Annotated in this window: 9 protein-coding genes; 4 read left to right on the forward strand and 5 right to left on the reverse strand. The window is 74.7% G+C overall.

Going from position 1 to position 12241, the window contains the following annotated elements:
* Nucleotides 1-10: 10 nt before the first annotated feature.
* From ACIBHY_RS26370 to ilvA, 4 genes are read left to right on the forward strand one after another with little or no spacing between them, the layout of a single operon-like run.
* Nucleotides 11-2827 (forward strand): type 2 lanthipeptide synthetase LanM family protein, encoded by a 2817-nt coding sequence (locus tag ACIBHY_RS26370; protein ID WP_397307986.1) that lies wholly within the window; start codon nucleotides 11-13, stop codon nucleotides 2825-2827.
* A 6-nt stretch (nucleotides 2828-2833) separates the two neighbouring features.
* A complete protein-coding gene (locus ACIBHY_RS26375) occupies nucleotides 2834-4687 on the forward strand; it encodes an ABC transporter ATP-binding protein (protein ID WP_397250866.1) in 1854 nt (617 codons plus the stop codon).
* The gene (locus ACIBHY_RS26380) at nucleotides 4684-6006 is read left to right on the forward strand and encodes an FAD-binding oxidoreductase (RefSeq protein ID WP_397307987.1); all 1323 of its coding nucleotides are present in this window, start codon (nucleotides 4684-4686) and stop codon (nucleotides 6004-6006) included. Before ACIBHY_RS26375 ends, ACIBHY_RS26380 begins: the two co-directional genes overlap by 4 nt.
* Nucleotides 6007-6040: 34 nt before the next feature.
* Nucleotides 6041-7255 (forward strand): threonine ammonia-lyase, encoded by a 1215-nt coding sequence (ilvA, locus tag ACIBHY_RS26385; RefSeq protein ID WP_397250862.1) that lies wholly within the window; start codon nucleotides 6041-6043, stop codon nucleotides 7253-7255.
* Nucleotides 7256-7257: 2 nt separating this feature from the next.
* On the opposite strand, the gene ACIBHY_RS26390 is transcribed toward ilvA, so the two are convergent.
* From ACIBHY_RS26390 to ACIBHY_RS26410, 5 genes are read right to left on the reverse strand one after another with little or no spacing between them, the layout of a single operon-like run.
* Nucleotides 7258-8442 carry an alpha/beta hydrolase family protein gene (locus tag ACIBHY_RS26390; RefSeq protein WP_397307988.1) on the reverse strand — a complete coding sequence of 395 codons (1185 nt, stop codon included), beginning with the start codon at nucleotides 8440-8442 and terminating at the stop codon, nucleotides 7258-7260.
* The gene (locus ACIBHY_RS26395) at nucleotides 8442-9890 is read right to left on the reverse strand and encodes a S41 family peptidase (RefSeq protein ID WP_397307990.1); all 1449 of its coding nucleotides are present in this window, start codon (nucleotides 9888-9890) and stop codon (nucleotides 8442-8444) included. The genes ACIBHY_RS26390 and ACIBHY_RS26395 overlap by 1 nt, the downstream gene beginning before the upstream one ends.
* Nucleotides 9887-10951, reverse strand: coding sequence for an ABC transporter permease (locus tag ACIBHY_RS26400; RefSeq protein ID WP_397250856.1), 1065 nt, complete (start codon nucleotides 10949-10951; stop codon nucleotides 9887-9889). Before ACIBHY_RS26400 ends, ACIBHY_RS26395 begins: the two co-directional genes overlap by 4 nt.
* A complete protein-coding gene (locus tag ACIBHY_RS26405) occupies nucleotides 10948-11835 on the reverse strand; it encodes an ABC transporter ATP-binding protein (protein WP_397307991.1) in 888 nt (295 codons plus the stop codon). The genes ACIBHY_RS26400 and ACIBHY_RS26405 overlap by 4 nt, the downstream gene beginning before the upstream one ends.
* A complete protein-coding gene (locus ACIBHY_RS26410) occupies nucleotides 11832-12236 on the reverse strand; it encodes a GntR family transcriptional regulator (protein WP_397250852.1) in 405 nt (134 codons plus the stop codon). The genes ACIBHY_RS26405 and ACIBHY_RS26410 overlap by 4 nt, the downstream gene beginning before the upstream one ends.
* Between the last annotated feature and the right edge of the window lie 5 nt (nucleotides 12237-12241).

Raw genomic sequence — 12241 nt, forward strand, 5'->3', positions numbered from 1 at the left:
ACGGGAGCATATGGCCGGTGAGTTCGATCCCCCGCTGGACCCGCTGATCGCGGCGCCGCTGGCCGGTCTGGAGGCCCGGCTGGGGTCGCTCACCGGCCTCGCCGCGGCCGAGCGCGCCGCCATCCTGGCCGGCTCCGCGCAGTGCGTCGAGGAGGACGTCCGCCGCAAGATCACCAGAGTGCTGGTGCTGGAGCTGAACGCCGCGCGCCTGTCCGGGCGGCTGAGCGCCGCGAACTCCGAGGAACGCTGGCTGGAGTGGAAGGACGCCGTGGCGCGACCGGCGTTCTGGCAGGCGCTGGCGGGGCCGTACCCCGGCATGATGGCGCGGCTCATGACGGTGATCCGCAACCGCTGCGCGGCCGCGCATCGTTTCGCCCAGCGCTTCGCCGCCGACCGCGCGGCGCTTTCCACCCTGCCCGGCGCGCCGGAAGGAGAGCTGGAGCACGTCGAGTTCGGCGCGGGCGACAGCCACCGCGGCGGGCAGAGCGTCATCCTGCTGCGCGGCGCGGACGGCCGCGTGATCTACAAGCCGCGCTCGCTGGCCGTGGACGCGGCGCTGGCCGAGCTGCTCACGCACCTCGGCGTGTCGGCCATGCGCGTGCCCGCGGTCGTGACCAGGCGGGAGTACGGCTGGGCCGAGCACATCGGGCACCGCCACTGCGCCGGAGACGGCGAACTGCGCGCCTTCTACACCGGGATGGGCCACTGGCTGGCCCTCATGCGCCTGCTCGGCGGCAGCGACCTGCACGCCGAGAACCTCATCGCGGCCGGCCCCCAGCCCGTCGTCGTCGACTGCGAGAGCCTGTTCGCCCCGCACGCCAAGGCCCGCCCCTCCGGCTACGGCCAGGCCGTCGACCTGGCCGTGGAGCTGGTGGACGCCTCGGTGATGCGGACCGGCCTGCTGCCGGGACGCGGCGTGGCCCTGGGCTGGCGCGGCGTGGACATGTCGGCCGCCGGAGCGCTGCCCGGCCAGCAGCCGCGGGTCGAACTGCCCGTCGTGCTCGGCGCCGGCACCGACGCCCCCCGCATGGGGACGGAACTGGTCGACCTGCCTCCGGCGGCCAACCACCCCAGCCCCGAGCCGGTGCTCGGCCACTACTGGGACGCGATCATCGCGGGGTTCGACGAGCTCGACGCCCGCCTGGCCGACCTGGACCGCTCGGGCAAGCTGGAGCCGCTGCTGGCGGGCTTCGCCGACTGCCCGGTCCGCGCGGTGCTGCGCTCCACCGAGTCCTACGCCGAGCTGGGCCGCATGCTGTGGCACCCGGTCGCGCTGCACGACGAGGCGGGCGCCCGCGCCAAGGCTGCCGCCCTGCTGGCCAAGATGTCGGAGAACGTCCCCGGCGCGCCCGGAGACGCCGCCATCATCGCCGCCGAGGTGGACGAGCTGTGCCACGGCGACATCCCGATGTTCGACACCACGCCGCGCGCCGGCATGCTGCGCGGCCCTGCCGGCACCCGGTGCGGGCCCGAGCTGGACCTGGTCGCCGACGCGGTGGCCCGCTGGCGGGCCCGCGACCACGCCCTGGACCGCGGGGTGGCGCAGGCGGCCCTGGTCAGCGCCTACCTCAACGAGGGCTGGATGCCGGAGGACCAGGGGCTGTCGCCCGGCGTGATCCGTACCGACCGGCTGGAGTCGCGCCGCAGGACCGCCGCGGCCGGCATCATGCGCGGCGTGCTCGACAGCGCCGTGCGCGGCGGCGACGGCACCGTCACCTGGATCACGCCCCTGCTCACCCCCACGGGCTGGGCCGTGCAACCCCTGGCCGCCGACCTGTACGGCGGGGCCCACGGCGTCGCGATCCTGGTGAGCGCCTACCTGACGGAGAGCGCGGCGGGCAGGGCCGACCCCGTCGACGACCTGGACGGCCTGCGGGCGGCACTGCTGCGCACCATCCGCCTGGCCGAGGACCGCGACGCCGAGAAGCGGCAGGAGGGCCTTCCGTTGCGGCCCGAGCCGCCCGGGGCCTACCTGGGCATCGCCTCGCAGGTGTGGGGCTGGCTGCTCCTGCGCTCGCTCGGCGCGGTGGGAGACGAGGCGCTGGAGCGCGCCCGCGCGCAGGCGGCCCTGCTGCCCCCGGCGATCGAGGCCGACGACTCCTACGACCTGCTGGCCGGGATGGCCGGCGCCATCGTTCCCCTGCTCAGCCTGGCCGCGCGGACCGCGGAGCCCCGCTGGAGCGAACTGGCCGCATCGATCGGCGCCCGCCTGGCCGGCCTCGCCGAGCACCGGGAGGGCGGCGTCTGCTGGCCCAGCCCCCGCTTCCCCCAGGGGCTCGGCGGCCTCGCGCACGGCGCCACCGGCATCGGCTGGGCGCTGTCGCGCCTGCCGGGAAGGCGCGAGCTGGCCGACGCCGCCTTCGCCTACGAGGACACGCTCTACGACCACGGCCAGCGCGGCTGGCTCGACCTGCGCGGCGACGGCCACACCGCCGCCGCCTGGTGTCACGGCGCCGGCGGGGTCGGCATCGTCGCCGCCGACCAGCTCGCCCGCCAGGGCGGCGACCTGTGGCGCGAGCGCCTGGCCAGAGCCGCCGCCTCCTGCTGGGCCGACGGCACCGGCTGGAACCACACGCTCTGCCACGGCGACCTCGGATCCTGGGAGGTGATCGAGCACGCTCGGGCCGCCGGGGTCGCGCCGGTCGGGCGCGAGGCCCTGCTCGCCCACATCCTGGGCAGCCTGGAGACCAACGGCCCGATCAGCGGCCTGGCCAGGGACGCCTTCGCGCCCGGTCTGCTGCCCGGCCTCGGCGGGGTGGCCTACCAGCTGCTGCGTACGCACCCGGGCAGCGCGCTGCCGTCCGTCCTGCTCCCGGACCTGGAGTGAGATCGCGTGGAGGATGACCTCGTCGCCCCCTACTGGCACCTGGACCGTCCCGACCCGGCCTCGCGGCGCACGTTGCGCCGCCTGCCCGCGCTGACCGCGCCCGTGCTGCGCCTCATCTGGCACAGCGGGCGCCGCCCGGCGCTGGTCATCCTCGCCCTGCAGCTCGCCGCGGGCGCCGCGACGGCCAGCGGGCTGCTGGCCACCGCCTCGGTGCTCGACGACCTGCTGGCCGAGGGCGCCGCGCCGGAACGGCTGGCGGCCGCCGTGCCCGGCCTGGCGCTCGTCGCCGCGATCGTGGCGCTGCGCGCGGCGGCGGAGGCCGCGGTCGAGCTGGCCAGGGCGCGGCTGGAACCCGCGCTGCGGCGGGCCGCCGAGGAACGGCTGTTCGCCGCCGCGCTCGGCGTGCAACTGGCCGACTTCGACGACGTCGACTTCTACGACGGCCTGCACCGGGCCCGCGACCGCGGCCTGTTCCACCTGGACCGCGCCGTGGCCAACACCATCGACCTGCTCGGCGCGGCCTGCGGGGTGACCGCGGCCGCCGCCGGGCTGGCCGTCCTGCATCCAGTGCTGGTGCCGCTGCTCGTGCTCAGCGTGATCCCCGAGGGATGGGCGGTGCTCAGGGCGGCCCGGCACGGGTACGGCGGCATGCGCGAGATGGTCACGCTCAACCGGCGGGTCGACATGCTGGCCGACCTGGCGACGGAACGCGAACCGGCGGCCGAGGTGCGGGCCTGCCAGGCGCAGCCGTACGTGCTGGACGAGTACCGGCAGGTGGCGAACCTTCTGCAGAGGACCGAGACCCGGGTGGGCCTGTCCATGGCCCGGGTCAGGGCGGCGGGGCGCGCGGCGGGCGGGCTGGCCATGGCCGGGGTGCTGGCCGTACTCGGGCTGATGCTGCACTCCGGGTGGATCGCGCTGGCCGCGGCCGGGACGGCCGTGATCGCCGTGCGGGTGGCCGCGACCGCGCTCAAGCAGCTCGCCCAGGCCGCCAACCAGCTGTTCGAGCAGTTCATGTACGTGGCCGACTACCACGACTTCCTCGCCGACGCCCATGCTCGCCGCGCCCCTTCCGGCGGTACGGCGGCGCCCCGCTCACCGGAACGCCTCACGCTGCACGGCGTCGGCTTCACCTACCCGGGCAGCTCGAACCCGGCGCTGCGCGACATCGACCTGACCATCCACGCGGGCCAGACGATCGCGCTGGTCGGCGAGAACGGCTCCGGCAAGACCACGCTGGCCAGGCTCTTGGCCGGCCTCTACCGTCCCAGCACCGGCGCCCTGCGCTGGGACGGCCTCGACACCGCCGGCCTGGACCCCGCCTCGCTCGCCGACCGGGTCGTGCTGGTGCCGCAGCACCCGCTGCGCTGGCCGCACGACGCCAGGACCAACGTCCGCATGGGCCGCCACGACCGCGCCGACCCGCATGACCACGCCCTGCGCGAGGCCGCCGCGCTGGCCGCGGCCGACGACGTGGTCGCCGAGCTGCCGGACGGCTGGCGCACGCTGCTGTCGAAGCAGTTCAGGGGCGGCCACGAGCTGTCGGCGGGGCAGTGGCAGCGCCTGGCGGTGGCCCGCGGCCTGTTCCGCGACGGCCCCCTGCTCATCTGGGACGAGCCGACCGCACCCCTGGACGCCAAGGCCGAGTACGCCGTGTACGAGACGCTCCGCAAGATCGCGGGGGAGCGGACCGTGGTGCTCATCACCCACCGCCTGACCAGCGTCAGGCACGCCGACCGGATCGTCCTGCTGCACCGGGGCCGCGTGGCCGAGCAGGGCACCCACGACGAACTGCTCGCCCTGAACGGCCGCTACGCCGAGCTGTACGCCCTGCAGACCGGCAGGGCGGCACGCCGATGAGGCTGATCCAGCCGGGCGAGCCCGGCTACCAGGCCAGGCGCAAGGCGTTCCTCGGCACGCCCACCGAGCGGCTGCCCGCCCTCATCGCCTGCTGCGCCACGGAAACCGACGTCGCGGCCGCCCTGGACCTGGCGCGCTCACGCGGGATGCCGTTCGCGCTGCGCGGCGGCGGCCACAGCTTCGCCGACCACTCCTCCACCACCGGCCTGCTCATCGACCTGTCCGGTCTCAAGACCATCCAGACCGGCGCGGACGTGGTCAAGGCCGGCGCGGGCGTACGCGTCGGCGAGCTCGCCGGGACCCTCGCCGCGCACGGCCGGCTGGTCCCGTGCGGCTGGTGCCAGGACGTCGGCGTGGTCGGCGCGGTGCTCGGCGGCGGCTACGGCGTGCTCAGCCGCCTGTACGGCCTGGGCGCCGACCACCTGCTCGCCGCGCGCGTGGTGCTGGCCGACGGACGGATCACCGACGCGCCGGAGGACCTGCTGTGGGCGCTGCGCGGCGCGGGCGGCGGCAACTTCGCCGTCGTCACCGAGGTCACGCTGCGCACCCGCCCCATCGTGCCGATCACCGTCGTCCAGGCCATCTGCCCGTACGCCCGCGCCGCCGACCTCGTCGAGGCCTGGCAGCACCACCTGCCGGAGGCGCCCGACGAGGTGAACCTGGAGATCGCGGTCATCTGCGGCGACGAACCGGAGGAGGAGCCCTACGCCGTGCTCTTCGGCGCCGTCGCCGGGACGAGGGAACAGGCCCGCAAGATCCTCGCCGACCTCCCGCCCCTGGAACAGGTCACCCTCACACCCCTGGACGGCCCGGCCGCCGCCCGCCACCACGCCTACGCCGACGGCGGCGCGGGCGCCGTCACCGATCTGCCGCCGGGCGAGCGCCCCGGCCTGCGCCTGAACAAGTCGGGCTTCTTCCCCGGCAGGCTGCCCCGGGCCGCCATCGACGACCTGCTGGAACGGCTGGCCGCCGACCGCGTCTACGGCGAGATCCGCGACCTGGAGTTCGTCCCCTGGGGCGGCGCCATCGCCCGCGCGAGCGGCGGCGCCTTCGCCCACCGCACCCCGCGCTTCCTGCTGAAGCAGTCCGTCCAGGTGGGCTTCCGCGCCACCGACGCCCGCAGGCACGAGGCCCACGCCTGGCTGTGCGCGTCCTGGGCACGGCTGTCACCCTGGACACGTGGCGTCTACCCCAACTACCCCGACGCCGACCTGCCCGGCTGGCCCGCCGCCTACCACGGCGCGAGCCTGGAACGCCTGAGAGAGGTGAAGGCAGCCTACGACCCCGGCGGATTGTTCGCTTTCGCGCAGTCACTGTGACCGGCCGGTGCCGCACGGTGGGAGACTTGCCCGCATGACCGGTCCGCAGGTGTCCTTCGACGACGTCCTCGCAGCGCAGGAACTGCTCGCCGCGGTGACCGTGCGCACCCCCGTGCTGCCCTCGCGGGTGCTGTCCGACCTGGCCGCGGGCCCCGTCCACCTCAAGTGCGAGAACCTGCAGCGATCGGGCTCGTTCAAGGCGCGTGGGGCGTACGTCCGCATCGCCGGGCTCACCGAGCCGGAACGCGCCCGCGGCGTCGTCGCGGCCAGCGCCGGAAACCACGCCCAAGGCGTCGCCCTCGCCGCCGGTCTCGTCGGCGCCAAGTCCACCGTGTACATGCCGGAGGGCGCCGCGCTGCCCAAGGTCGAGGCCACGCTCGGCTACGGCGCCGAGGTACGGCTGGGCGGCCGCTCCGTCGAAGAGGCGCTGGCCAGGGCGCACGAGCACGCGGCCGAGACCGGCGCCGTCGTCATCCACCCCTTCGACCACCCCGACGTCATCGCCGGTCAGGGCACGATCGGCATCGAGATCCTCGACCAGCTGCCCGACACCGCCACCATCGTCGTCCCGATCGGCGGCGGCGGGCTGGCCGCCGGGCTCGCGCTGGCCGCCAAGTCGCTGCGGCCCGGCATCACGGTGGTCGGCGTGCAGGCCGAGCGGGCCGCCGCCTACCCGCCGTCGCTGGCAGCGGGGCGTCCGGTGCTGCTGGAGCCGTACCCGACGATCGCCGACGGGATCGCCGTCGGGCGGCCCGGCGACCTGCCGTTCGAGCTGATCCACTACCTGGTGGACAAGGTCGTCACCGTGACCGAGGAGGAGATCTCCAAGGCGCTGGTGCTGTGCCTGGAGCGGGCCAAGCAGGTCGTCGAACCGGCCGGGGCGGTCGGCGTGGCCGCGCTGATGGCCCATCCTGGGGCGTTCGAGCCGCCGGTGGTCGTGCTGCTGTCCGGCGGCAACATCGACCCGATGCTGCTGGCCCGCGTGCTGCGGCGCGGCCTGGCGGCGGCCGGACGCTACCTGGCGGTGCGCGTGCGCCTGCGCGACCGGCCGGGCGCCCTGGCCGCCCTGCTGACCGATCTGGCGGCGCTGCGCGTGAACGTGCTGGACATCGTGCACGAGCGCGTGGGCTCCGGTCTCGACGTGGACGAGGTCGAGGTGCAACTGCAGCTGGAGACCCGCGGCCCCGACCACGCCGAGGACGCGCTGGCGGCGCTGCGCAGGGACGGCCACCGCCTGGTCCTCGGCTGAGGCTAGGCGCAGGTCTTCGCGGCCGGGGCGCAGTGGGTGACCTCGGGGTGGCGTGGCGAGGGCCGTTCCAGGAGGGGCTGGGGTTTGGCGCGCAGATGCAGGTCGAGGAAGGCGCGCACATAGGTGCGGGTGAGCTCCGCGGAGCGGGCCGCCGTCAGCGTGCCGGGCGGTTCCACGCCGAGCGCGCCCGCCAGGAGCGGCACGTCGGTGAACGACTGGTGGTCGCCGGCGGGCAGGACGAGCCAGCGCTTCCAGCCGGTCAGCAGCTTCCAGTCGCGATCCCAGGAGACGTCGCGGCCACCCGGCTTGTGGCCCGCCGAGCCCAGGAACAACATCGGCCGCGCCAGCCCGCCCTTGGGGATGCGGGCGTAGGTGGTGCCGTCCATGTCGATCCCGGCGCGTACCCGGGAGTCCTTCACCATGGCCGCCACGGCCCCGGCCCCGCCCATCGACTGGCCGGCCATCGCGATCTTGGACGGGTCGATCAGCGAGGAGCCCTTCCACGCGGGCCCGTCGCCGGTCAGCCGGTCGAGCACGAAGGAGACGTCGGCCGCCCGGATCCCGGTGACCTTCGTCCCGAAGCCGAAATCGCTGTCGGCGTCGCAGGCCACGCAGTCGGCGACGCGCCCGCCGGGAAAGGTCGTCGCGTAGTTCTCGTAGGTGTGGTCGACCCCCGCCACCACGTACCCGTGGCTGGCCAGGTCCTCGGCCAGAGCCGTGAGCGTGCTCCTGGGCATCGTGAACCCGGGGGAGAGCACCACCAGCGGCAGGCTCCCGTCCCGCCCGGCCGGCGTCGCGTCCGCGAAGGCGTGGGTGCGCGTCCTGCTCAGCACGTCGTACGGCGAGCCGGTCACCCGCTTTCCCTTCAGGGTCAGCTCCGACTCCTTCGCGCTCATGTACGGCACCGGCCGCCCGGAACGCTCCCGGGCCGGATACCACACGGTGACCATGAGCTCCCTGGCCTTCCTCTCGGGAACCCACGGATCGGGCCGCGAGTCGTCGGTCAGATGCAGCATCGTGGCTCCCACCGGATACGCGCCCGTGGGCGCGGGCAGCGCGGCGGGCCCGCTCGCCTTCGGCGGACCGGCCCCGGCCGACCGGGGCGCGGCCGGCGCCGAGCAGGCCGAGACGGCCAGCACCACGAGCCCGGCGGCGAGCCCACCTCGCAGCAGCGGCTTCAGGCTCATCACGCACGTCCTCCCGGCAGCAGGGTCAGGGCTTTGGCCAGGGCGGCGTCGCGCCCCGCCGCGACGTCCTCCGGAGTCTGCGGCACATGGTGGTCGGGCGCGACGCCCACCCGGTCGATCACCTCGCGGTTGGGCGCCAGGTGGTGCTTCGACGGCAACGACAACATCGTGTTGTTGCTCAGCAGGTACCCCTGCGCCGGCCCCGACACCGCGCCCGCGCTCCGCGTCCCGACCAGCTTGCCGAGCCCGAGGTCCTTGACCGCGGCGCTGAAGTGCTCGCACGCCGAGGCGCAGGCGCGGTCGGTGAGCACCACGAACGGCAGGCCGAGCAGAGCGACGCCGTCATCGGTGCGCATGGTCTCGCAGGCGCCGTCGGGCGCGCACTGGTAGGCGGTGACCTTGCCGTGCGCGAACGCGCCCAGCAGCCGGTTCACCTCGTCGGGGCTGCCGCCGCCGTTGCCGCGCAGGTCCAGGACCAGACCGGCGAGCCCGCGGCCGGTGTTCAGCCTGGAGATCGCCTTGAGCACCCGGTCGGCGGAGTCGGGGCCGAAGCCGCGCAGCCGTACGTGGGCGATGTCGCCGCCGAGCCGTTCGGCGGTGACGGTCTGCAGGGCGGCGGGGTCGGGCCGGAACAGGCCGGGCTTCAGCGTCACCTCCCGGCGGCGGCCGGTGTCCTGGCGCAGCACCCGCAGCCGGACCGGGCCGGCCTGCGGATAGCGCGGGTACAGGGCGGTGATCGCGGCGGGGGTGACGTCCGTGCCGACGAAGGGGGCGGAGCCGTTCACCGACTCGATGATGTCGCCGGGCCGCAGCCCGGCGCTCCTGGCGGCGCCGCCCAGCACGGACGCGACGAACAGCGGGGGCAGGGCGATGCCGGGGTTGCCGGCTGTCTGAGGGCCGAGGTTCGGCCTGAACCCCAGGCCGTACTGCTCGTCGTCGTAGGAGCTGGGCGCGCGCCGCATGCCGTGCGCCCAGCGGGCGTGGTTGTCGTCCAGGGCGGCGACGATGGCCTCCAGGGTGGCGGCGGCCAGCCGCTCGCGCAGCTTCGCGTCCTGCGGCAGCAGGTCGGTGAGGCGCCGGAACAGCTTCTCGAACGCCGCCCAGTCGGCCGTCCGGTCACCGCTCATCGCCGGCAGGGTGGCCTCCGCCAGGTCGTGCCCGTCGCGGTTGAGTTCCTGGGTGAAGGCGACGAATCCGGCGTTCAGCAGCGTGCGGTGGTCCAGCGTGGCTCCGCTGTAGTAGGTGGACAGGATGCAGAGGTAGGCCTGCTCGATGACGTCGACGGTGGTGGGCGTCTCGGCGGCGGGCGGTGCGCCGCGTGGCGGCTCGGCGCACGCCGGCGAGCCGGTGGCGCTCACCACGCCGGGCACGGCGCGCGGCGGCGTCTGGCCCGCGCAGGCCGCCGTCAGCAGCAGGACGAGCCCTGCGGCCACGGTCTTCGAGCTCATGACAGGCGCCTCCTGATCCACCAGAAGCAGAAGCCCGCCAGGCCCAGCGTGAGCAGGGCGTAGGCGCCGGTCTCGATGGCCTGGAAGGTCCAGAACCGGGCGAAGGGGTGGTAGGTGGCCTGCTGCCGGTAGCCCAGCCGGTTGACCTCGGCCAGGCAGCCCTCCATCCCGCCTTCTCCCGGCGCCGCCATCGAGGGCGGCGCGCACGGCCCCGAGGTCACGGAGACCGGAATGACGGTGCCCGCGTCGTCGCTGATCATCGGGCGGCCGGAGGGGTCGACGAGCCGGCTGGACAGGACCCAGGCGCCGGTGTGGCCGGGGATGGCGTTGTCGAGGGCGACCCGGGGACTCGTTCCGTCGCGGGGCAGGCCGAAGACGTCCACGTTCTCCTGGCTGAGCGGGAAGGCCGAGGTGACCGGCGGCTGCAGGTGGGGCCTGGCCAGCAGCGGCACGACGAACTGGAGCGCGGCGAAGACGGCCAGGGTGACGGCCATCGCGGTGAGGGTGCGGCGCAGGAGCATCCCGGCGGTCACGCCGAGGACGAAGGCGAAAGCGGCGTACCCCATGGGGACGATGCCGCGCGCGCCGAACACCAGCGGGTCCATCAGCGCGAACCCCGGCGCGGCGGACTTGTCCAGCGGGCCGGACCACCACGTCACCGCGAGGCTGCCCAAACCGGCGGCGGCCACGGCGGCGAGGCCGATGACGGTGAGCTTGACGGCCAGCCAGCGGGCGCGGGTGATGCTCTGGTTCCACACCAGCAGGTGCGTGCCGGCCTCCAGTTCGCGGGTGATCAGCGGCGCGCCCCAGAACAGGCCGGCCAGGGCCGGCAGGACGACGCCGACGGCGGTGACCAGGACGAAGGGGGTCTGGTACTCCTCGAAGAACCGGTCGAAGAAGCGGGCGCAGCCGCCGCGCTCGCCGGTGCAGGCGGCGATGCCGGCGGAGTACTCCGCGGCCAGTCCGGGGCCGGTCACGGCCAGGACGGCGGCCAGGGCGAGCAGGGCCGCGCCCATCATGGCGGCGGCGCCGCGGAACTGCCGCCAGGTCAGCCAGATCATCGCCGGACCTCCAGTGCCGCGCGCCGGGGTTCGGCGGGCTTCTCCATGTAGGCCAGGACGAGGTCCTCCAGGCTGAGCCGGCTGACCGTCCAGGCGGGGTCGTGGATCGGGGACTCGGTGCGCACGATGAAGGTGCTCTGCCGGTCGGTATGTCTCGCGCTGACGATCTCCTGGTCGGCGGGCAGCCGGTCGGGGTCGCGGCGGGGGCCGGTGAGCCGGTGGTGGGTGGACAGGAGCCGCTCGGCCTCGCCCGCCACCCTCACCCGCGAGTCGACCAGCACGATCAGGTAGTCACACGTACGTTCCAGGTCGGCGACCAGGTGGGAGGAGAGCAGAACACTGAGCTCGTGCTCGACGACCGCCTCCATCAGGCCCTGCAGAAACTCGCGGCGGGCCAGCGGGTCGAGCGAGGCGACGGGCTCGTCCAGGATCAGCAGCTGGGGGCGCTTGGCCAGGCCCAGCGTGAGGGCGAGCTGGGCGCGCTGGCCCCCCGACAGCCGGCCCGCCTTGTGGGCGGGGTCGAGGCCGAGCGCGGCGATCCGGTCGCGGGCCAGTCCGGCGTCCCAGCCGGGGTTGAGCCGGGCGCCCAGCCGGAGATGGTCGGCGACGCTCAGCCCGGCGTAGACGGGGGTGTCCTGGGCGACGAATCCCACCTTGGCCAGCTGGGCCGGACCGGCGGCGGGCAGGCCCCCGAGGACCGTGATGCCGCCCGACGTCGGTGCCAGCTGGCCCGCGGCCATCTTCAGCAGTGTCGTCTTGCCGGCGCCGTTGGGGCCCACCAGCCCGACGACGTGCCCGGCCGGGATGTCGATGGTGCAGTCTCTGAGGGCCCATCGCCGGCCGTACCTCCTGCCCAGCTCCTGGGCCTGCAGGACAGCGGTCATGCTATGTCCTCCTGAGCGGCGGTCCGAAAGGTGTTCATGAACAGGGCCTCGATGCTCTCGTCGTCGAGACCGGCCAGGCGGGCCTTGGCCAGCCAGATCCGCAGCTCCCTGCGCAGCGGCGCGTGGGCGGCCAGCGAGGCGTCGGTCAGCGTCCTGGTGACGAAGGTGCCGACGCCCGGCCGGGCCGCCACCAGGCCCTCGTGCTCAAGCTCCCGGTAGGCCTTGAGCACCGTGTTGGGGTTGATCGCCAGGTTCGCGACCACGTCCTTCACGGTGGGGAGCTGGTCGCCTTCGCGTAGCAGGCCCAGCCGGAGCGCCTGCCGTACCTGCTGGACGATCTGCAGGTACGGCGAGACGCCCGAGCGGCCGTCCAGGTGGAACTCGATCACCGGTTCTCCCATTTATC

The organism is Nonomuraea sp. NPDC050547 (genome assembly GCF_044457345.1).
Classification (GTDB): domain Bacteria; phylum Actinomycetota; class Actinomycetes; order Streptosporangiales; family Streptosporangiaceae; genus Nonomuraea.

Bases quoted from the DNA above. Each gene is read 5' to 3' on its own strand.
- ilvA (WP_397250862.1), top strand. From the start codon at position 6,041: ATGACCGGTCCGCAGGTGTCCTTCGACGACGTCCTCGCAGCGCAGGAA.
- ACIBHY_RS26390 (WP_397307988.1), bottom strand. From the start codon at position 8,442: ATGAGCCTGAAGCCGCTGCTGCGAGGTGGGCTCGCCGCCGGGCTCGTG.
- ACIBHY_RS26380 (WP_397307987.1), top strand. From the start codon at position 4,684: ATGAGGCTGATCCAGCCGGGCGAGCCCGGCTACCAGGCCAGGCGCAAG.
- ACIBHY_RS26370 (WP_397307986.1), top strand. From the start codon at position 11: ATGGCCGGTGAGTTCGATCCCCCGCTGGACCCGCTGATCGCGGCGCCG.
- ACIBHY_RS26400 (WP_397250856.1), bottom strand. From the start codon at position 10,951: ATGATCTGGCTGACCTGGCGGCAGTTCCGCGGCGCCGCCGCCATGATG.
- ACIBHY_RS26405 (WP_397307991.1), bottom strand. From the start codon at position 11,835: ATGACCGCTGTCCTGCAGGCCCAGGAGCTGGGCAGGAGGTACGGCCGG.
- ACIBHY_RS26410 (WP_397250852.1), bottom strand. From the start codon at position 12,236: ATGGGAGAACCGGTGATCGAGTTCCACCTGGACGGCCGCTCGGGCGTC.
- ACIBHY_RS26395 (WP_397307990.1), bottom strand. From the start codon at position 9,890: ATGAGCTCGAAGACCGTGGCCGCAGGGCTCGTCCTGCTGCTGACGGCG.